Annotated in this window: 16 protein-coding genes and 1 pseudogene; 10 read left to right on the forward strand and 7 right to left on the reverse strand. The window is 60.5% G+C overall.

Features of this window, described 5'->3' with window-relative positions:
* Window positions 1–1,321, forward strand: a 1,321-nt coding sequence (locus JAO73_RS10770; protein WP_198977064.1) for an outer membrane beta-barrel family protein, incomplete at its 5' end; no start/stop codon positions are given.
* 60 nt (window positions 1,322–1,381) lie between these two features.
* Complete coding sequence (locus JAO73_RS10775; protein WP_233169146.1) at window positions 1,382–2,638, forward strand: pyridoxal phosphate-dependent aminotransferase; 1,257 nt, start codon at window positions 1,382–1,384, stop codon at window positions 2,636–2,638.
* Window positions 2,639–2,714: 76 nt separating this feature from the next.
* On the opposite strand, the gene porX is transcribed toward JAO73_RS10775, so the two are convergent.
* On the reverse strand, window positions 2,715–4,283 hold the full coding sequence (gene porX, locus JAO73_RS10780; RefSeq protein ID WP_198977065.1) for a T9SS response regulator signal transducer PorX: 1,569 nt from the start codon (window positions 4,281–4,283) through the stop codon (window positions 2,715–2,717).
* Between the two features lie 278 nt (window positions 4,284–4,561).
* On the opposite strand from porX, the gene JAO73_RS10785 reads away from it, so the two are divergent.
* The 5 genes and pseudogenes from JAO73_RS10785 to JAO73_RS10805 all read left to right on the forward strand — a co-directional run.
* Window positions 4,562–5,791: an HD domain-containing protein gene (locus JAO73_RS10785; protein ID WP_198977066.1), complete on the forward strand. Its 1,230-nt coding sequence runs from the start codon at window positions 4,562–4,564 to the stop codon at window positions 5,789–5,791.
* 110 nt (window positions 5,792–5,901) lie between these two features.
* Window positions 5,902–6,942 (forward strand): UDP-3-O-(3-hydroxymyristoyl)glucosamine N-acyltransferase, encoded by a 1,041-nt coding sequence (gene lpxD, locus JAO73_RS10790; protein WP_198977067.1) that lies wholly within the window; start codon window positions 5,902–5,904, stop codon window positions 6,940–6,942.
* 99 nt (window positions 6,943–7,041) lie between these two features.
* Window positions 7,042–8,436, forward strand: a complete 1,395-nt coding sequence (locus JAO73_RS10795; protein ID WP_190922589.1) for a bifunctional UDP-3-O-[3-hydroxymyristoyl] N-acetylglucosamine deacetylase/3-hydroxyacyl-ACP dehydratase — start codon at window positions 7,042–7,044, stop codon at window positions 8,434–8,436.
* A gap of 96 nt (window positions 8,437–8,532) precedes the next feature.
* The gene (gene lpxA, locus JAO73_RS10800; protein WP_190922590.1) at window positions 8,533–9,339 is read left to right on the forward strand and encodes an acyl-ACP--UDP-N-acetylglucosamine O-acyltransferase; all 807 of its coding nucleotides are present in this window, start codon (window positions 8,533–8,535) and stop codon (window positions 9,337–9,339) included.
* Window positions 9,340–9,422: 83 nt separating this feature from the next.
* Window positions 9,423–9,977 (forward strand): annotated as a pseudogene (locus JAO73_RS10805) (ABC transporter ATP-binding protein); the annotation flags it as partial.
* Here the strand turns inward: JAO73_RS10805 and JAO73_RS10810 are convergent.
* The 5 genes from JAO73_RS10810 to JAO73_RS10830 form a co-directional block, all read right to left on the reverse strand.
* On the reverse strand, window positions 9,974–10,975 hold the full coding sequence (locus JAO73_RS10810) for an ADP-ribosylglycohydrolase family protein (protein WP_198977069.1): 1,002 nt from the start codon (window positions 10,973–10,975) through the stop codon (window positions 9,974–9,976). The pseudogene JAO73_RS10805 and the gene JAO73_RS10810 sit on opposite strands and share 4 nt — an antisense overlap.
* A gap of 36 nt (window positions 10,976–11,011) precedes the next feature.
* Window positions 11,012–11,788 carry a class I SAM-dependent methyltransferase gene (locus tag JAO73_RS10815; RefSeq protein ID WP_198977070.1) on the reverse strand — a complete coding sequence of 259 codons (777 nt, stop codon included), beginning with the start codon at window positions 11,786–11,788 and terminating at the stop codon, window positions 11,012–11,014.
* Window positions 11,781–12,920, reverse strand: coding sequence for an SRPBCC family protein (locus JAO73_RS10820; protein WP_198977071.1), 1,140 nt, complete (start codon window positions 12,918–12,920; stop codon window positions 11,781–11,783). The genes JAO73_RS10815 and JAO73_RS10820 overlap by 8 nt, the downstream gene beginning before the upstream one ends.
* 576 nt (window positions 12,921–13,496) lie before the next feature.
* Window positions 13,497–14,030 carry a GbsR/MarR family transcriptional regulator gene (locus JAO73_RS10825; RefSeq protein WP_233169147.1) on the reverse strand — a complete coding sequence of 178 codons (534 nt, stop codon included), beginning with the start codon at window positions 14,028–14,030 and terminating at the stop codon, window positions 13,497–13,499.
* 17 nt (window positions 14,031–14,047) lie between these two features.
* The gene (locus JAO73_RS10830) at window positions 14,048–14,968 is read right to left on the reverse strand and encodes a TIGR01777 family oxidoreductase (RefSeq protein ID WP_198977072.1); all 921 of its coding nucleotides are present in this window, start codon (window positions 14,966–14,968) and stop codon (window positions 14,048–14,050) included.
* A 218-nt stretch (window positions 14,969–15,186) separates the two neighbouring features.
* Here JAO73_RS10830 and JAO73_RS10835 point away from each other — a divergent pair, with 218 nt between their 5' ends.
* Together JAO73_RS10835 and JAO73_RS10840 are read left to right on the forward strand one after the other, a co-directional pair.
* Window positions 15,187–15,786: a TMEM175 family protein gene (locus JAO73_RS10835; RefSeq protein WP_198977073.1), complete on the forward strand. Its 600-nt coding sequence runs from the start codon at window positions 15,187–15,189 to the stop codon at window positions 15,784–15,786.
* 82 nt (window positions 15,787–15,868) lie between these two features.
* Window positions 15,869–17,473, forward strand: coding sequence for an RNA-directed DNA polymerase (locus JAO73_RS10840; RefSeq protein ID WP_198977074.1), 1,605 nt, complete (start codon window positions 15,869–15,871; stop codon window positions 17,471–17,473).
* 8 nt (window positions 17,474–17,481) lie between these two features.
* Here JAO73_RS10840 and JAO73_RS10845 read toward each other — a convergent pair whose 3' ends face one another.
* A complete protein-coding gene (locus tag JAO73_RS10845; RefSeq protein ID WP_198977075.1) occupies window positions 17,482–20,262 on the reverse strand; it encodes a polynucleotide kinase-phosphatase in 2,781 nt (926 codons plus the stop codon).
* A 76-nt stretch (window positions 20,263–20,338) separates the two neighbouring features.
* Between JAO73_RS10845 and JAO73_RS10850 the strand changes: the two genes are divergently transcribed.
* A complete protein-coding gene (locus JAO73_RS10850) occupies window positions 20,339–21,013 on the forward strand; it encodes a tetratricopeptide repeat protein (protein WP_198977076.1) in 675 nt (224 codons plus the stop codon).
* Window positions 21,014–21,018: the final 5 nt, after the last annotated feature.

The raw sequence follows: 21,018 nt of genomic DNA on the forward strand, positions 1-21,018 counted from the left end.
GGAAATAAAGCGGCCCAACGGCAGCGCCAACCTGAACCTGCGGCACGCTTTTGCCGACTCGGCATCGGCCGCCAGCCTGACGGCCGATGCCGACTACGCGCAGTACCGCACCACCCGCGCCCTCGACCTGCGCACCAGCTTTCTGGAGCCAACGCTTGCGCCGGCCCTGCTCACGGGCGAACAGCGCAGCGACCTGACCATTGCGGCCCTGAAGCTGGATTACAGCCGCCCCCTGCCCCGCCGCAGCCGGCTCGACCTGGGCGGCAAGAGCACGCGGGTGACCTCCGCCAGCGCGGTGGCCTTTCTCGAAAACGGCGTCTTTGCGCCCTCGATATCGAGCGCCTTCGACTACTATGAAAACGTGAACGCTGCCTACGCCAGCGTGCGCGGCGGCCGCGGCAAGGCCGGCCTGCAGGCCGGCCTGCGCGCCGAGCAAACCACCATTCGCACCACCCTCGCGGGCGAGGGCATGCACGAGCGCCGGTACCTGCAGTTGTTTCCCACGGCCTCGTTGCAGGTGCAGCTGGCCGCGCAGCACGCGCTGGCCCTGGCCGCCGGCCGGCGCATCGACCGACCCAACTACGCCCAGCTAAACCCGTTACGGGCCTACGTCGACGCGGTTTCGTACCGGTCGGGCAACCCCTACCTGGTGGCCCAGACCAGCTATAACGTGGACCTGACGCACACCTACCGCCAGAAATTCAGCACGGCCCTCACCTACGCCCACACCCGCCAGCCCATCGTGACGGTGGTACAGCCCGCCCCCGACGGCGGCCGCCAGGTGGTGAGCCGCGAAGTGAACCTGACCAGCCAGGACTACCTCGCCCTGACCCTGACCGCGCCCGTGGAGCCCACCAAATGGTGGACGCTCTACGCCAACGGCATTTTCTACGTGTCGCGCTTTCGCGGCGAGCTGGCCGGCACCCTGCTCGACCGCCAACAGCCGGCCTGCCAGCTCACCGCCAACAATACGTTCAGCCTGCCGCACGGCTGGTCGGGGGAGCTGAACGGGTCCTTTCAATCGGGCGAAATCTGGGGCTTTGAGCGCGCCCGGTCCCGCGGGCAGCTGCTGCTGGGCCTGCAGCGCAGCTTCTGGGGCAAGCAAGCCACCCTGCGGCTGAACGTTTCGGACGTGCTCTACACGTCCGTTTTGCGCTCTACGTCGGTATACACATCTTTTTCCGAAAGCTTTGTGACGCGGCAGGACACCCGCGTGGCCACGGCCGCCTTCACCTACCGCTTCGGCAACGGCAAAGTGGCCGCCGCCCGCAAGCGCGCCGCCGGCGCCGAAGACGAGCTGCGGCGGGCGGCCGGGCAATGATGCCGCAGGCGTCATTTACCTTCGCGGCCAATGTAGCTTGTATCCGGCTGCTTCCCTTCTATGCAAGTATCCAAGATGGCCGCCGGCCTGAGCGGCTCCGAAATCATTCGCATTGGCAACCAGGTAAGCGAGCAGGTGCGCCAGGGCGCCAACATCTGCAACCTGACCATCGGCGACTTCGACCCGAAGATTTTCCCCATTCCAACTGCGCTTAACGAGGGCATCACCCGGGCCTACCAGGCCGGGCTGACCAACTACCCGCCCGCCGCCGGCATCAACGAGCTGCGCCAGTCGGTGTCGGATTTTCTGAAAACCCGCCAGGGCCTGGAGTACGGCCCCAACGACATTCTGATTGCCGGGGGCTCGCGCCCGCTCATCTACGCTACTTACCGCTCCCTCGTCGACCCCGGCGACCGGGTCATTTTCCCGCTGCCCAGCTGGAACAACAACCACTACTGCCACCTCACCGGCGCCACGCCCGTGGCCGTGCCCACCCGCGCCGAAAACAACTTCATGCCCACGGCCGCCGACCTGGCTCCGCACCTGCCCGGCGCCACGCTGCTGGCCCTGTGCTCGCCGCTGAACCCCACCGGCACGGTGTTCACCAAAGCCGGCTTGGAAGAAATCTGCGACCTGGTGATTGCCGAAAACAAGCTCCGCGGCGCCGATGAAAAGCCGCTCTACATTCTCTACGACCAGATTTACTGGCTGCTCACCTTCGGCAGCACCGAGCACCACGACCCGGTGAGCCTGCGCCCCGAGCTGCGCGACTACGTCATCTACATCGATGGTATTTCCAAGTGCTTTGCCGCCACCGGCGTGCGCGTGGGCTACAGCTTCGGCCCCCCGGCCATCATCGAGAAAATGAAGTCCATTCTGGGCCACGTCGGGGCCTGGGCTCCCAAAGCCGAGCAGGTCGCCACGGCCCATTTCATGCCTGAAACCGAAGCCGTAGATGCCTTTCTGGGTGAGATGAAAACCAACCTGCAAGGTTCGCTGCAAGCCTTATTTGACGGCTTGAAGGAGTTGCAGGCCGCCGGCTACCCCGTCGACGCCGTAGCCCCGGCCGGCGCCATCTACCTCACCATCAAAATCGACGTGCTGGGCAAAACCGCGCCCGATGGCACCGTGCTGGCCACCACCGCCGAACTCACGTCCTATTTGATTTCGGAAGCCAAGCTGGCGCTGGTGCCCTTCTCCGCGTTTGGTTCGCCGGCGTCGGAGCCGTGGTTCCGCGCTTCGGTGGGCGCCGAAACGGTGGTATCCATTCAGTCGGCGCTGCCGCGGCTGCGGGCAGCGCTGGACAAACTCAAATAGTTAACTCAACCACGCCAAAGCAAAGAAGGCCGCCTGGTAAAAGGCGGCCTTCTTTGTTCTTGAAAACTATTTCAAATTAGCCTTTCGGCGTGAGCGTGATATACGGAATGATGCACTCTTCGAGCGAGATGCCGCCGTGCTGGAACGTGTCCTTGTAGTAGTTCACGTAGTAGTTGTAGTTGTTCGGGTAGGCGAAGAAGTAGTCGCCGATGGTGAACACATACGCGGTGCTCACGTTTTCACGCGGCAGGAAAATGCTTTCCGGCTTGCGCACCACATACACGTCGCGCGAGTCGTCGAAGCCCAGGTTTTTGCCGTGCTTGTAGCGCAGGTTGGTGTTGGTGTTGCGGTCGCCCACAATCTTGTAGGGACGCTTGCAGCGAATGGTGCCGTGGTCGGTGGTGATGATGAGCTTGCCTTTTTTCTCGGCAATCTGCTGCATCATCTCATACAGCGGCGAGTGCAGGAACCACGAGCGAGTGATGCTGCGGTAGGCCGACTCGTCGGCGGCCAGCTCCCGAATCATGGCCATGTCGGTGCGGGCGTGCGAGAGCATGTCCACGAAGTTGTACACGATGACGTTGCACTTGTAGTTGTTGTGCAGGTTGCTCATCTTGCCCAGCAAGTCCTTGCCGGCCTGCAGGTTGGTCACCTTGTTGTAGCTGTACTTGGCCTTCTGGTTGTTCTTCTGGAAATTGATTTCCATGAACTCGGCCTCGTGCAGGTTCTTGCCCTCGTCGTCGTCGTCAGTCACCCACAGGTTGGGGTACTTCTTCTGAATCTCGCCCGGCATCATGCCCGAGAAAATGGCGTTGCGTGCATAGGCCGTGGTAGTCGGCAGAATGGCGTAGTACATCTCCTCGCTGTCCACCGTAAAAAACTCGGTGATGATGGGTTCCAGCACTTTCCACTGGTCGTAGCGCAGGTTGTCGATGAGCACGAAGTACACGGGCGTGTCGCCGGTAGCCTTCAGCGTGGGGAACACCCGCTCCTTGAACAGCTGGTGCGACATGAGCGGGGCGTCCTTGTCGTCGCCGTTCACCCAGTCCTCGTAGCTCTCCGTGATGAAGCGGCCGAAGTAGGTGTTGGCCTCGTCCTTCTGCATGTTGAAGACTTCGGCCATGCTCTTGCCTTCGGTCTCGTTGATTTCGAGCTCCCAGTACACCAGCTTCTTGTACACTTCGGCCCACTCCGAGGGCGAAAGCCGGTCGGAGAGTTGCATGCCGAGCTGGCGGAAGTCGCGCTGGTAGCCCGAGTTGGTGGCTTCGCTGATGAGGCGCTTGTTGTCGAGCACCTTTTTCACCGACAGCAGAATCTGGCTGGGGTTCACCGGCTTAATCAGATAATCGGCGATTTTGGCGCCGATGGCCGACTCCATGATGTGCTCTTCCTCGCTCTTGGTAATCATCACCACGGGCACGGTGGGCCGAATGGCCTTGATTTCGCTCAGCGTTTCGAGACCGGTGAGGCCGGGCATGTTCTCGTCGAGAAACACGAGGTCGTAGCTCTTTTCCTGAATTTCCTCGATGGCGTCGGCGCCGCTGTTGACGGGCGTCACGTCGTAGCCTTTTTCCTTGAGAAACAGCAAGTGCGGCTTGAGCAAGTCGATTTCATCGTCGGCCCAGAGAATGGTGGTTTGTTGCATAGTAGGGACTTGGGGTCTTGGGGACTTGGCTTACGCTGACCTTCGGTGGGGGTGTTGATTTCAGTAGGTAACGTAAGCCGGCCCGAATAGATATAGCGAAACGACGCTACGGGTTGCAACCGCGTTTGGGGCGGAGTGTTGAGCTTGCCCAAACGACGGGGCGTAGTTTCGCGTTCAGTCATGGACGGACCGCGGCTGCAAATGTTGCCGGTTTATCGGCAGCAGCGCCGCAACTTCGCTTTCCGGTTTCGGCCCGTCATCCTGCCCCCGCCCCCACTGTGAACAAAAAGAAAATCTTCAACGACCCCGTCTACGGCTTCGTCACCATCCCCACGGAGTTCCTGTTCGACCTGATTGAGCACCGCTACTTTCAACGGCTGCGGCGCATTCAGCAGCTCGGGCTCACGGGGTTTGTGTACCCCGGGGCGCTGCACACGCGCTTTCACCACGCGCTGGGCGCCATGCACCTGATGAGCCTGGCCCTGCGCACGCTCAAGGACAAGGGCGTGAAGATTTCGGCGGCCGAGGGCGAGGCGGCCATGGCCGCCATTCTGCTGCACGACGTGGGCCACGGCCCCCTTTCCCACGCTCTGGAAACGGCCATTTTCCAAAATGTGCCGCACGAGCAGGTGTCGGTTTTCCTCATGCAACGGCTGAACGCGGAGTTTCACGGCAAGCTGGGGCTAGCCATTTCGATGTTTGACGGCACGTACGGCCGGCCGTTTTTTCACCAGTTGGTGAGCAGCCAGCTCGACATGGACCGCCTCGACTACCTCAACCGCGACTCTTTCTACACCGGCGTGGAAGAAGGCCGCCCCGGCGCCGACCGCCTCATCAAGATGCTGCGCGTGCACGACGAGCGCCTGGTGCTGGAAGAAAAAGCCGTGTACTCGGTCGAGAACTTTCTGGTGAGCCGCCGCCTGATGTACTGGCAGGTGTACCTGCACAAAACCGTGACCTCGGCCGAGCAGATGGTCATTCGGGTGGTGCAGCGGGCCCGCGACCTGGCCCGCCAGGGCGTGGAGGTGCCCGCCAACAGCTGCCTGGGCTACTTCCTGGGCCGCGCCGTGAGCCTGGCCGAGTTTGAGAAGGACGACAAAATCCTCAACCACTTCGTGGAGCTCGACGATTACGACATCTGGTCGGCCATCAAGACCTGGGCCGGCCACCCCGACACCGTGCTCAGCTACCTCGCCAAGAGCATCCTGCACCGCAACCTGCTCAAAATCGTGCTGGCCCCCGAGCCCTTCGACGAGGAGTTTCGGCTCGGCATCCGGGAGCTGATTGAGGAAAAATTCAACCTCTCGCCCGAGGAAGCGGCCCTGCTGATGATATCGGGCCGCCTCAGCAACAGCGCCTACAACGCCGAAAGCCAGGAGCCCATCGAAATACTGACCAAAAAAGGCGACGTGGTGAACGTGATGGAAGCCTCCGACCTGCCCAACATCCGCGCGCTCAGCCAACGAGTCGAGAAGTTCTACATCTGCTACCCGAAGGAAATAGTTTAGTTGTCAGTTGTTGGGTGTCAGTTGTCAGGCATCTAGGCCGGGCACTCCCCCGTGCATTAACCGGAACCTGACAACTGACAACCAACAACTGACACCTAATTTTGCCGCCTATGGAATTTACCGTTCAGCAAATCGCCGAAGTGCTCGGCGGCACCGTGGAAGGCGACGCCTCCCAGCGCATTTCCAGCCTGGCCAAGATTGAAGAAGCCCAAGCCGGCTCCCTTACTTTCCTCTCCAACGCCAAATACGAGCCCTTTTTATACGAAACCGGGGCCTCGGCCGTCATCGTCGGCCAGAACCAGGAATTGCGGCAAGCCGTGAAACCCACGCTGATACGGGTTGAAAACCCCTACACGGCCTTCAGCCAGCTGCTGGAATTCTACGCCCAGGCCACCCGCACCGGCAAGCGCGGCGTGGAAGAGCCAGCTTTTATCGGCAAGTCGTCGGAAATTGGCGCCGGGCACTACCGAGGGGCGTTTTCCTACATCGGCGAGCAGTGCAAGCTGGGCGACAACGTGCTGGTATTCCCGCACGCCTACATCGGCGACCGGGTGACTATTGGCGAAGGCAGCGTCATCCACGCGGGGGCCAAAATCTACCCCGATACCGTCATTGGCAAGTTCTGCGTCATCAAAGCCGGCGCCGTGGTGGGCTCCGATGGTTTTGGCTTCGCGCCGCAGCCCGACGGCTCTTACAAGGCCATTCCGCAAATCGGCAACGTGGTGCTGGAAGACTACGTGAGCATCGGCGCCAACGCCACCGTCGACTGCGCCACGCTGGGCTCGACGCGGGTGGGCCGGGGCAGCAAAATCGACAACCTCGTGCAGCTGGCCCACAACGTGGAAATTGGCCGCAACACCGTCATTGCGGCCCAAACCGGCATCGCCGGTTCGGCCAAAATCGGCGACCAGTGCGTGCTGGCGGGGCAGGTGGGCATGGCCGGCCACGTCACGCTGGCCAACAAAACCACCGTCACGGCCCAATCCGGCATCGGCAAAAACGTGAAGCAGGAAGGCACCATCCTGCAGGGCTCCACGGCCTTCGACTTCAAGCAAAACCAGCGCGCCCAAATCGTATTCCGCCGCCTGCCCGAGCTCGAGCAGCGCGTGACCGAGCTGGAGAAGGCGAAAAACGCGACGGAAAAGCCCTAGCTTTGCAGCTTCTTAGTTGTTCGTTGCTAGTTGTCAGTTGTTAGGCCACCAGGCTTTAAACGACTAACAACTAATAACAAACAACTGACAACCAATGAAATGAACGACAAGCAACACACCATTCAGGCGCCCGTGACGGTGCGCGGCATCGGACTGCACACCGGCGTGGAAGCCACCATGACGTTTTGCCCCGCGCCGGTGGGCCACGGCTACAAATTTCAGCGGGTCGACATGCCCGGGCAGCCCATCGTGGACGCCGACGTGGACAACGTGGTGGACCTGAGCCGCGGCACCACCATTGAACAAAACGGCGCCCGCGTGAACACCGTGGAACACACGCTGGCCGCGCTGGTGGGCCTGCAACTGGACAACGTGCTCATTCAGCTTTCCGGCCCCGAGCCGCCCATCATGGACGGGTCGTCGGCCGAGTTCATCAAGGCCATTGAAACCGTGGGCCTGCAGGAGCAGAACGCCCTGCGCAACTACTACGAAATTCCGGAAAGCATCCGCTACGTCGACAATGCCCGCGGCGTGGAAATTGCGGCCCTGCCGCTGTCCGACTACCGCCTCACGGTGATGGTGGACTACAACTCGCCGGTGCTGGGCTCGCAACACGCCACGCTGGCCGACATCAACCAATTTGGCGACGAAATTGCCTCGTCGCGCACGTTCTGCTTTTTGCACGAGCTGGAAATGCTCTACAAAAACAACCTCATTCGCGGCGGCGACCTCTCGAACGCCATCGTGGTGGTCGACCGCGTGGTGAGCGACGACGAGTTGACCGACCTGGCCAAAATGCTGGGCAAGCCCCGCGTGTCGGTGAAGAAAGAAGGCATTCTGAACAACGTGGACCTGCGCCACAAAAACGAGCCCGCCCGCCACAAGCTGCTCGACCTCGTGGGCGACCTCGCCCTGGTGGGCCGCCCGCTGAAAGGCCAGATTCTGGCCGCTCGCCCCGGCCACGCGGCCAACGTGGCCTTTGCCAAACGCATCAAAAAGAAGATGCTGGAGGCCCGCAGCAACCCCGTGCCGGTGTACGACCTGAACCGCGAGCCGGTGATGGACATCAACCGCATCATGCAGGTGCTGCCCCACCGCTACCCGTTCATGATGATTGACAAGGTCATTCACCTTGACGACCAGGTGGTAACGGCCGTGAAAAACGTGTCCATCAACGAGCCTTTTTTCCAGGGGCACTTCCCCGGCAACCCGGTGATGCCCGGCGTGCTGCAGATTGAGGGCCTGGCCCAAACCGGCGGCATTCTGGTGATGAACACCGTGCCCGACCCCGAAAACTACTGGCAATACTTCCTGGGCATTGAAAATGCCCGCTTCCGGAAGAAGGTGCTGCCCGGCGATACCATCATTTACCACTGCCAGTTGCTGGCGCCCATCAAGCGCGGCATTGCCAAAATGCGCGGCCAGGCTTTCGTGAATGGCAAAGTGGTGTGCGAAGCCGAAATGAGCGCCGCCATCGTCCGCAAAGACGCCTAGTTTCAGTGAACAGTTATCCGTGAACAGTGCACAGCTTTTTGCTTCGCCTTCATTCTTTAACTGTCTGCTGTTAACTGTTAACTGTTAACTGTTTATATGCTTTCTCCCCTCGCTCACATTCACCCCGATGCTCGCCTCGCGCCCGGCGTAACCGTTGAACCGTTTACGACCATTGCGGCCGATGTGGAGATTGGCGAGGGCACCTGGATTGGGCCCAATGTGACCATCATGAGCGGGGCCCGCATCGGGGCGCACTGCCAGGTGTTTCCGGGCGCCGTGATTGGGGCCGTGCCGCAGGACTTGAAGTTTGCGGGCGAGCAAACCACCGCCGTGATTGGCGACCACACCGTTATTCGGGAGTGCGTGACCGTGAACCGCGGCACTGTGGACCGCGGCGAAACCCGCGTGGGCAGCCACTGCCTGCTGATGGCCTACGTGCACATTGCCCACGACTGCGTCATCGGCCACCACTGCATCCTGGCCAACACCGTGCAGGTGGCCGGCCACGTCGAAATCGGCGACTACGCCATTGTGGGCGGCTCGTCGGCCGTGCACCAATTCGTGAAAATCGGCGCCCACGCCATGATTTCGGGCGGCTCGCTGGTGCGCAAAGACGTGCCGCCGTACGTGAAGGCTGGCCGCGAGCCTTTGTCCTACGCCGGCGCCAACTCGGTGGGCCTGCGCCGCCGCGGGTTTTCGGAAGAGGCCATCAACCAGGTGCAGCAGCTGTACCGCACGCTGTTTTTGGGCGGCCTGAACAACCACGACGCGCTGGCCCAGATTGAGCGCGAGCTGCCCGCCACGCCGGAGCGCGAAACGGCGGTAGGCTTTGTGCGGGCGGCCACGCGCGGTATCATCAAAGGCCCCAAGCGCGGCCGAACCGACGGCAGCGAGGCCGAATAATCTTTCTTGTTCAGTTGCTACTCACTGCCACCGGCCTGGGCAAGCGCTTTCAGCGCGACTGGATATTCCGGGGCCTGACGCGCACGTTTCGGCCGGGCAGTGCCACGGCCGTGCTCGGGCCTAACGGCGCTGGCAAAAGCACGCTGCTGAACACCCTTTCGGGCCAGCTGCTGCCCACCCAGGGCGAGCTGACCTATGAGCTGGCCGGCCGGGCGGTGCCCGTGGAAGACGTGCCCCAGCACCTCGCCTACGCCGCCCCCTATCTGGAGCTGCTGGAAGAGCTGACGCTGCTGGAGCTGCTGCAGTTTCACACAAGTTTCAAGCCTCTGCGGCCGGGCATCACGCTGGACAAGCTCATCGACGTGATGTACCTCGAAAACGCGCGCCAGCAGTTGGTGCGCGAGTTTTCATCGGGCATGAAGCAGCGCCTGAAACTGGGCCTGGCGCTCTATGCCGCCGCCCCCCTGCTCCTGCTCGACGAGCCCACAACCAATCTGGACGCAACGGGGGTGGCCTGGTACCAGGAGCACGTGCAGGCCACGCGCGCCGGTCGTACGCTCCTGCTCAGCTCCAACGTGCCGGCCGAATACGCTTTCTGCGACGAGCAATTGCTGGTGACAGATTTCCAGAAGCGCTAAGGCCGGGTGTCTGATGCTATGCTAGCTCCAGCCAGCCGCACGGCTAGTTGCTCAATGTCAGCCCGCCGAGCCAACACGGCCAGCCACTCGTCTGGAATCGCAGCTTCACCGTAGGCCAGGCCCGCGAGGCCACCAGCTACAGCGCCGGTGGTGTCGGTGTCGTCGCCGAGGTTCACGGCGGCCAGCACCGTGGCGGCGTAGGTATCGTGCCGCAACAGGCACCAAAGGGCTGCTTCGAGGGTGTGGACGACGTAGCCGGAAGAAGCAATTTTGCTTTCCGGTTGGTCAGGCAATGCCCCTGAAAGCACCCAGCGGTAATACTTGTCCTCCACCACGGCCGGTATACTGCCGTGTTCGAGCCACGGGTTCGCTAGCTCGCGCATGGCGGCATAAGCATCGGCGGGAGCTAAACCGGCCAGCAGCCCCCGCGCCACCAGCAGATAGATGAAGCAGCCCAACGTAGAGCGCGGGTGCCCGTGTGTGACGCTGGCCGCGTTTTCGGTCAGAACCCAAGCGGCATCTAAATCGAGGGTTTCGGCCCGCCAAGTTTCATGGAAGGCCAGCGGAAGAATGCGCATGAGTGCGCCGTTGCCGTTGTCCTCCTCGGAGCGGGGGCCGGCGGCCGTGGGGGTAGTGCCGCGCCGCAGCCGGTTGATGGCCGTGCGGGAGGTATTGCCCACGTCGAAAGTCTTGCCGTGAGCAGTCCAGTAGGCGCTATCGAGCCAGTTGATGCTGCGCCGGGCGAAGTCGGCCAGGTCGGGCGCGGCCGTGCGGCCAGCGGGCAAGGCCAAGGTTTCGGCCAGGCAGAAGGTGAGCGAGGAGTCGTCGGACCAGGTACCGGCGGGCTGGTGGTGGGTTCCAAAAGCGCGCATCCCGGTCACGGGGTCTTTCTGACGGGCGGCGCGGGACAAAAACTCCACCGGAACGCCAAGGGCGTCGCCCACGGCCAGGCCCAGCAAGGCGGCACGGGCTTGGGTGGAAAGGGTTGCAGTTGACATGGTCGGCATGGAAGGGACGAAGAATGCGCGAAGCTACTACTGCGCCCTGGTCAGCTCAGCCGTGAGCAGCACCGCGCAGCCGGGCCACAGGCGCCGCTGCCGCAGCCCGCCAAAACCGGCCTGCCGCAGGGCGTGGCGCAGCTGCCCCAGGTCGGAGCCGCGCCGGAGGTAGCCGGCCAGCGCGGCGTGCACCGCGGCGGCCGGGCACAGCCACCGCACCACCGGCATCAGCGCGGCCAGATACGCGGGCAACAGCCGCCGCAGCCAGCCCCGCGCGGGCAGCACCACTTCGAGCAGGGCCAACTGGCCGCCCGGCCGCAGCAGCCGGGCCGCCTCGCGGGCCAGCGCGGGGTAGGCGGCCGGGTCCAGGGTTTTCAGCCCGAAAGTGCTGGTAACAACGTGTGCCCGGCCCGCGGGCAAGCCGGTGGCCAGCGCATCGGCCGGGTGCAGCGTCAGCCCGGGGCCGGCCGCGTGCCGGCTGGCCCGGGCGAGCATGGCGGCCGAAAAATCGACGGCCGTGAGGTGCAGGCTGGGCCCAAGGTGGCGGCTGAGGGCCGGCCACAGGTCGGCGCCCCCGGCCATCAGGTCGACCACCCGCACCCGATGGCCGGGGGCCGGCGCGTGCAGGCCGTGCACCAGTTGCTGACGCCAGCGGCCCAGCATCCCTCCCGACAGCCAGGGCGCAAAACCGTAGGTGGGCGCCATGGCATCGAACAGAGCCCGCACCCGGGCGGGGGCATAGGCCGAGCTGCCGGTTGTGCGCGGCGCGACGCGGATGCCGGGAGAGCAAGGCTTTTCCAACGTCTTATTCATGAGTGCGGCTAGCTTCAGCCTGTTCTTTCAGGGTAGCCAGCACCTGGCCGTGCATGGTATCGAGCAGGTAGTCGCTCCAAAGCTGCCAGTAAAACTGCGGGCCAATGGAGTGGCGGTACACCGTGCGGGCTTCGAGCAGCGTGCGCCCGCCCGGCAGGGGCTGCAGCCGGAACGTGCCGCTGTCGACCCGAAAAAACCCGTGTAGGTGCGGCGCGTGCACGCTGGGGTACGGGCTAAGCTCGCGCATGGGCGCGGGCATGCTGGGCGGCGGCACGGCAAACGTGAGGCTGCGGCCGGGCTCCCACCCCACCACCGGCAAGTGGGCCAGGCCCTGCGAATACCGGCACACCAGCGTGCGGCGGCCGGTGGCCGAATCGAGCGCGAAAGCCGTGCGCGTGGGGTACACCACGCCCGCCCGAAACCAGGAGTTGGCGGCCGGGTACGTCACGGGGCGCATCAGCACGGCCCACACGGCGGCCGGCGGCGCGTTCACCACCCGGTGCGTCGTCACGCGCCGGGGCAGCACCGGGGCTGGGCGGCGCACTTCGTACTCCTGCGCGGCCGGGTACAGCAGCACCACGGCGGCCAGCACGGGCAGGGGCCGGCGCGGGCCGCGCATTTCCACCACCGCCTGCCCCAGCAGCCCGCCAACCAGTGCCAGCACCAGGGCAAAAGGCAGCGCCATCAATACGCAAATGATGCCTTCGCCCCCCGAAGAGATGAGCAGCAGCATCGAAGCCAGCACCGCCATAATGGCCACCACCGCCCACGAAACCGACCACACGCCACCCGCTTGCTCGGGCTGCTTCCGCCGGTACAGCAGCACCGCCACGAAGCTGCAGATAGTGGGCGACAGGCAAAACAGCGTGGCCCCATACGACTCGTACCGCCGCAGCGACAGCCACATCAACAGCGTGCCCACCACGCCGGCCACCAGCGCCGTGCCCACAATGGCCAGCAACGCCGAGCCCCAGGCACTGCCAGGCATTTCCTCTTCGGCCTGATGCGCGAAGTCGGCACCGGCCGGCAGTTCCGGCGGGGTTTGGAACGGCGCAAAGGCCGGGGCCGCAGCCGGGTCATTCTCGGTGCGGTTAGGTTCGGTCGGCTCGGATTGATTCTCGGACGGCAGCATATGATTAACCTGAAAGAGTGAACAAAACGGCCAAGCCGACCGCCGGGCGGGTACTAATGACTTCTATTCTGCGACCAGATGTAGCGGGCTATACAGGCGCCCAACATAGCCAAGCTCAATACCAGCAATTGCAGTAAGAGACCATAGGTAAAAAGCACGACTACAGTAATTAATGGTGTCATCCCATTGCCAAAGCAGTAAACCAGTGCTGCAAACAGTAGCCAACCCCACACTGCAAACCCAGCCTGCATCAAATTTGGCTTCGGGGAGATTTTGCTTCGCTGAATCAACTTTTCTAGTGCAATTCCACTTAAAAATGGGGCTACCAAAACTGCGCAAAGCGCTACTACCCAATGCGAGATAGTGGAGGATAAATGCATAAACTGGTCACACAACACTCCGCCAGTAGTGCTCACAGAAACTGCCCCTACCACTGCAATAGCACTTGCTTTAAAAAGAGAAAATGTAGGTATTGTGCCTACCACATGCTGTTGTATCGGCCTCCGTAGCACAAACATTGTTCTAGCCAGTCTATCACGCTCATGCATAAACAGGATTCTGGTTAGGCGCTTTTCGCTACATAAACAGCTTCAGAAACGTGTTCCAGAACCAGCTTTTTTCGGCCTGCATCAGGCGTGTGAGCAGCTTATCCGACACGGTGGCCAGTTGCTGGATTTCGGTGAGCGTGGCGTGGAAGGCTCTGTATTCAGCATCGGCAGGGTCGCCGGGCAGGGCCGCGAGCTGGTCGAGGCTGCGCTTCATCTGGTCGAGTTCGCGGCGCTTGCGGGCTCGGATGATGCAGCGCGTCACCTGCAGCATGTCCTTTTCGGCCACGAAGTATTCGCGGCGCTCGCCGGGGCGCAGTTCCTTGTATATCAGGCCCCAGTCGAGCAGGTCGCGCACCGTCATGCTGGCGTTGCCGCGCGAGATGGTGAGCTGCTCCATAATGTCTTCGGTGCTAAGAGCTACCGGGCTCACGAGTAGCAGGGCGTGTACCTGGGCCAGGGTTTTGCTCACGCCCCAGCTGCTGCCTGACACGCCCCAAAGGTGAATAAACTGGGCTTTGGCATCGGCCAGCGAAAGCGGCGGCTGGTCATTCAATGGTTCCATGGTGGATGGTTGGGAAGCTAAGCAGGTCGCAGCAGGTCGTGCAGCGCGGCATCGCAGGTGGAAAAATCAAACTGGAAGCCCAACTCCAGCAGTCGCTGCGGGTACACTTTGCGGCTTTTCAGAATCAGCTCGGTTTCGGTGCGCAGCATGAAGGCCCCGATTTCGAGCAGCCAGCGCGGCTGGGGCAGGCGCAGCCAGGGCCGCAGCTCCCGGCACAGCAGGGCCATAAAGTCGCGGTTGGGCAGCGGCTGCGGGGCGCACAGGTTGAAGGCTCCGGCCGCCGTTGGCGCGTTGATGAGAAACTCCACGGCCCGGCAGAAGTCGACGATGTGCAGCCAGCTCATCCACTGCCGGCCATCGCCCTGCGGCGAACCCAGCCCGCGCCGGGCCAGCCGCGCCATCACCGGGAAGGCGCCGCCCTCGCGGCCCAACACAATGGCCGTGCGCAGCGCCACCTTGCGGGTGGCCGGCGCCGGGCAGGCGGCAAAAGCCGCCTCCCAGGCCCGCGCCACTCCCACCGAAAATCCCTCGCCGATGACGCCAGCTGCTTCGGTATTGGCCGGCTCCCCGCCTGCTGTGTCGGCGTAAATGGTGGCGGTGGAGGAGTTGAGCCACACCCGCGGCGGCACGGCACAGGCGGCCACGGCTGCGCCCAGCACACGGGTGCTCTCAACGCGGCTGGCAATGATTTCACGTTGGTTGGCCGCCGTGTAGCGGCAGTCGACAGTGCGGCCCGCGAGGTTTATCAGCGCGTCGGCCCCCTCCAGCTCGGCAGCCCAGGGGCCCAGGGTGCGACCATCCCAGCGCACGTAGTCGGGGCCGGAGGCCGCTCCCCTGCCCAGCAATACCACCCGGCAGCCCCGCTCCCGGAAATAGCCGGCCAGATGATGGCCCAAAAACCCGTTTCCTCCGGCAATTACCATTTTCAGCTGTGGCATACACGGGGGCCCGGCAAATGGCGCAGTCCCGGGACATTCCGGCCGCGCTTGCATCGGACTAGCAAATGTATCACAAGTTTCAATAATTATTGAAACTTGTGATACAATATTTTTATGCATCCACTTTTTCTCAAGCGTTGCTGTATGGCACTCCTGAAACACTCTGTGCGCTAATGCTACTTTAGCTACCGCGTTTATATAGCCTTATTTCCTAACTAATGCACAAAGGACGACTCGAAGCGTTCAGCGACGGCGTGCTCGCCATTATCCTCACCATCATGGTGCTGGAAATCAAGGTGCCGCATGGCGCCGATTTCGCCGCCCTGCGCCCGCTGCTGCCTGTGGCCCTTAGCTACTTGTTGAGCTTCGTTTACATCGGCATCTACTGGAACAATCACCACATGATGCTGGCCTGCACGAGTAGAATTTCCGGTGGCATCCTGTGGGCCAATCTGCACCTGTTGTTCTGGCTGTCGCTGGTGCCCTTCGCCACAGGCTGGATGGGCGAAAACCACTTCGCCAAGCCCGCCATGGTGCTCTACGGGGTGATACTGCTAATGGCCGGCGTGGCCTACTGGATTTTGCAGAGCCGCATTATTGCCCTCGAAGGCCCAAATTCGACGCTGGCCCGCGCCATCGGGCGCGACTTCAAGGGCCTGTCGTCGCCCCCGCTCTACTGCGCGGGCATCGCGGCCAGCTTCTGGAACCCGTGGGTGGCGGGCGGCATCTACGTGGCCGTGGCGCTGATGTGGCTCATCCCCGACCGTCGCATTGAGCGCACGCTGGTGGAGAAAGGTGATGGGAGACACGTTGGGTAACGGCGGCAGCTTCGCGGACTTTACGGGAGATAAGAGGGTTTAATAGCTTACATTCGCTCATCACAAACGTTTGCTTTCAAGCATGACTACTAAAGACGCTATCAACTACTCTATCAACAACGTCATTTCAGAAGGACTTACTGATATTTTCGATAAGCCATTTGAAATAGGCTTACTGGAAAAAGAGGCCTTTAGAGACAAGGTTTATCGCGAAGCAAAGTCAACTATTGATTCCTCAACATCTGATGATTCCGTCAGCGCTAATACCTCGTTACAGGAATTAAAGGTCCACCCTATTAATTACGTCCTATACCCCAAAAAGGAAGCGTTTGATTTTCGCAAATGTGCCCTCATTGACCCGCTAGACACAATTAAATACTCAGCACTTGTATTAATACTTGCATCAGAAATTGAAAAGGCACGAATCAACAAAACAGCAAAGCGTGTCTTCTCATATAGATTCAAAGTAGAAGAGGAAGGAAAGTACGTGTTCGACAAATCTTACACGTTTACTTCTTTCAACGATTATGTTGCTGAAAATATAAAGAAGCCCGAAATATCTGTACTGGCAAAGTGCGATGTATCCAACTTTTATGACCGACTTAACATACACAGATTAGAATCAATTCTACTATCCATAACTAAGAAAAATCAAAACACGGTTAAAGCAATAAATGAGCTATTGCTATTCTGGGCAAATAGAGACTCTTACGGCTTACCGGTCGGTTCAAATCCAAGCAGGATACTTGCAGAAGCAGCTTTAATAGACGTAGACAAGTTTCTATTGTCTCACAACATAGACTATTGTCGCTATGTCGATGATTTCAGGATTTTTGCTCCAAACGCCAAAACTGCCCACTATTGGCTATCTCTACTAGTTGAGAGACTTTCAATTGAGGGACTATTTATCAATCAAAGCAAGACGCTCATAGAGGATGTCTCTGATAAAGAAAAGTTTGTAATAACGCTTGCGGAGAGAACTGTTCAAAAAGCTGAAAAGAAAAAGGAAAGGCGAATTATTAGAAGCGGATACTCAGGAACCATTCCTACCAAATTCAGGAATCCATCCGAACATGAAATCCAGAGAATCAAAGAATCCACTATTGATATCACTAACGAAATTGAGAATGCAAAAATAATTAAGCCCGATGATTTCAAAGAATATTGCAAGCAAATCCTATACAAAGAGATGTTTGAAAAATTTAGAAATTTATCAAACATATTAGAAAAGTTTCCGCAATTCACTCCATATGTAGTTGATTTACTTATCAAACACAGCGATGCAATTCCTAAAGAAATAAAAACGTACTTAAAGAATCAGCTGTGCAAATGGCTAACAGATGACAAGTATCTTCCCGAATACATAGGAACTCATCTGGTTAAATTGTTAGCAGTTGATGGTTATAAAGACACGGAAGTTCTTTTCAATTACTTTAGGTCCCTAAGAAGAAATGCTGGCTCATATATAGGCAGAGCTACTTTGGAGTCTTTAGAGAAATCAATTCAACGAAATCAAGCATTGGAAATACGTCAGTATTATAACAGAGCAGACGTATGGGAAAAACGGCAAATAGCTAGAATCATTGACATACATTTACATAAGGAAGAAAAAAATGCGTGGTTTAAGAATCTAAAGATGAACGAAAGCAGCGATATTTTCCTAATGGGAATAATCGGAAATAAGTAGCTCAATGTCTATAACCGCGGGTCAACCGCCTCGCTTTCCAGCGCTAGCACACCGAAGACGCACTGATGCACCCGGCGCAGGGGCTGCTGGGCCACGAAGCGCTCCAGGCCCTCCACGCCGAGGGCGAACTCGCGCAGGGCGAGGTTGCGCTTGGCTTTCACATTGCGCTGGCGGAGGCGGTCAAGGTGGCCGGGCAGCAGGTAGTCGGGGCCGTAGATGATGCGCAGGTACTCGCGGCCCCGGCACTTGAGGGCGGGCTGGAGCAGGCCGCCTTTACCCTGGGAGATGAATTCGTAGGGCTTCATCACCATGCCTTCGCCCCCGGCGGCGGTGAGGTCGGTCCACCACTGGATGGCGGCTTCGACTTCGGCGGGGTCGTGTAGGGGGACGACGCGGTAGGGCGTGGCGCGGAGCAGACCGGGGTCGGCCTGGGCTAGGGTGCGCAGGGTTTCCATGTGCCAGGCGTGGTCGCGGTCGAAGTAGGTCTTGCCTTCGGTGGCCAATAGATGGAAGGGGGCCAGCTTGAGGTCGTCGAGGGAGTGCACGGGCCAGCAGTAGCGGCGGTAGGCGTCGGCATAGTGGGCGGCGGCCTGATGGCGGGCGGTGGTGCGGGCCAGCAGGGCTTCGGCGCCGTCGAGCTGGCGGGCGGCGGCTGCGGTAAGGGCGGCTTCGACCTGGGGCAGGGCGGCGAGGGCGGCGGCGGCCACGGCGGCGTACTGGGTTTTGACCAGTTCCTGGGCTTTGGCCGACCAGGGCAACAGCTCGGCATCGAGGCAGACCCAGTCGGTGTCGAATTTCTCCCAGAAGCCAGCGGTGCTCAGGGCGTCGCGCAGGCGGGCGAGGAAAACGGTTTCGAGGGCGGCGTCGGTGAAAAAGTTGCGGCCGGTGCGGGTGTAGACCTTGCCGATGCCTTCGCCCACGAGGCCGAGGCGGCGCTGGATGGCGGCTTCGTCGCGGCCCAGCACCACCACCACGCGGCTGCCCATGTGCTTTTCTTCGCACACCACGCGCTCCACGCCGAGGCGCTTGTAGTAGTCGAAGGCTTCGGCGGGGTGTTCGAGCAGGTCGGGCAGGGCCGACGTTTCGGTGGGCGACATGGTGGGCGGCAGGTACAGCAGCCACTTGGGGTGCAGGGCGAAGCGCGACATCACCTCCAGGGCGGCCACGGAGTTTTCCTCGCGGATGGTGACGCCGCGCATCAGCCGGGTTTCAATGAACTGCTTGCCGGTAACGTCGCGGATATCGAGCAGGTCGTCGTTTTCGTGCTGCGCATTGGTTGTCAGTTGTTCGTTGTCAGTTGTTAGGCTGTTCTGATTTTGAGCCTGCGCTTGGATGGCGCGGTAGTTGAGCGGACGTACAGGCTCGGAGTAAACCTGCGCGGCGGGCACATCCACAATTTCGCGCTCGGGGTAGCGCAGGGCGGTGAGGCGGCCACCGAACACGCAGCCGGTGTCGAGGTCGATGGTGTTGTTGAGCCATTCGGCATCGGGCACGGGCGTGTGACCGAAGGCGACCATGGCGCGGCCCCGGTATTCGCGGGCCCATTCGTAGCGCACGGGCAGGCCGAATTCGTCAATCTCGCCGGTGCTTTCGCCAAACAGCGCGAAGGCCCGCACGGCGCCCGAGCCGCGCCCCTGCATCTCCTCGGTGAGGCCGGCGTGGGCGACGACCAGCTTGCCGCCGTCGAGCACGTAGTGGCTCACCAGGCCGTCGAGGAAGCGCCGGACCTCGCTTTTGAAGGCTTCGGGCTCGGGTTCGAGCTGGGCCAGGGTTTCGGCCAAGCCGTGGTTGACGGTGACTTTCTTGCCGTTGAGGTGGCGCAGGAGCTTGATGTCGTGGTTGCCGGGCACGCAGAGGGCGCTGCCGTCGCGCACCATGCTCATCACGAGGCGCAGGACCTGCGGGGAGGCGGGGCCGCGGTCCACGAGGTCGCCGAGGAAGACGGCTTTGCGGGTCGTTCGGGCGGGCGCCTCACCCCCCGGCCCCCTCTCCGATAGAGGAGAGGGGGTGCGTTCAACGGGTGCATAACTGTGCATGTCCGGTGTCCCCTCTCCTTTTTCGGAGAGGGGGTCAGGGGGTGAGGCGCCCGCCTGAACAGCCAACGGTGCCACCACCCGCACGCCCAAATCCCGCACGTCATTGATTGGCTCTTCCAACACCTGATACCCCAGCTGCTCCAGCAGCGCGCGCAGTTCCTCGTAGCAGCCGTGCACGTCGCCGATGATGTCGAAGGGGCCGGTTTCCTCCTGGCGGTTGTTGTAGAGGCGGTCGCGGGTGATGGACTGGATGGCGTCGATTTCGCCTACGTTGCGCAGGTGGTGGATGTGCCGGAAGCCCTCCTGCTTGAGGTTGCGCAGGCTGCGGCGCAACTGCTGGCGGTGGCTGGCAATGACGTGCCGGCCCAGGTGGCGGCGGTCGGGGCGCTGGGCGTTGCGCTCCTGGGCCACGGCGTCGGGCACGTCGAGCACTATCGCCACGGGCAGTACGTGGTATTGCCGGGCCAGGGCCACCAGGGGCTTGCGGCCTTCCTCCTGCACGTTGGTGGCATCGACCACGGTGAGCAGCCCGCGCTTCAGGCGCTTGGCCACCAGGTAGTGTAGCAGCTCAAAGGCGTCTTTGCTGGCCGATTGGTCGTTTTCATCGTCGGCCACCAGGCCCCGGCAGGCATCCGACGACACGATTTCCGTGGGCTTGAACAAGCGCCGCGCAAACGTGGACTTGCCCGCGCCCGTGCTGCCAATGAGGATGATAAGGGAAAGTTCGGGGAGCTTGAGGGTATCTTGGGGCATTGGAATTTACAAGGCAGTAAGGGACGGCTTTTAAGCACTGTTCCTTTCTGCATATTGCTACTGTTTTACTAATCTGATGAAAACTTCTTTCACAACTTTCTTCACCACTTTCACTCTACTGTTCAGTATGCTTGGTTGCCAGAAAAAGAAAGAGGACAAAGCATTTTTAGTCTTTAACGAAGGGGTTTCCTTATCCTTAGATGCCCTAAGATTCTATGAGCGTGGAGACTACAAAAATTCAGAGGATGCCAATAAAAAGGCTATCTTGAAATTCGAGCAGACTTTGCAAATAGACTCAACTCATAAGGGAGCAAGAAGCGCTTTAGGACATAGCTTCTATCTTATAGGAGAATTCAGAAAGGCAATAATCTGGTTTGAGAAAGCAAACCAGATTGATGAACAAACGGCGCCTAACTTGAGAGAGCTTGGCCTTAGTAAGATTAATCTAGGGCAAGTGCCAGAAGGTCGTCAAGACTTGGAGAAGGCTTTCAAGCTCGATACTTCTCAGGAAATACGCAAGATTACCGCTGACGACCTGTATGACATTGGCAAGTTGGCCTTTGAATATGGCGAAGACTATATTGGGCAAGGGGAATCCGAGAAAGGAAAAACCTATAAGCTGTTTTCAATCGACGTTTTGAGATTAGGCTTTGAAATTGACAACGACCGAAAAGACATAGCCCGCACTATTGTAGTCTTGGCTAACAAAATCGGGGATAAAACCACGGCCGCCAAGTACAATGCCTACTAGGTCGC

The sequence above is a fragment of the Hymenobacter miniatus genome (assembly GCF_016427455.1).
GTDB lineage: Bacteria > Bacteroidota > Bacteroidia > Cytophagales > Hymenobacteraceae > Hymenobacter > Hymenobacter armeniacus.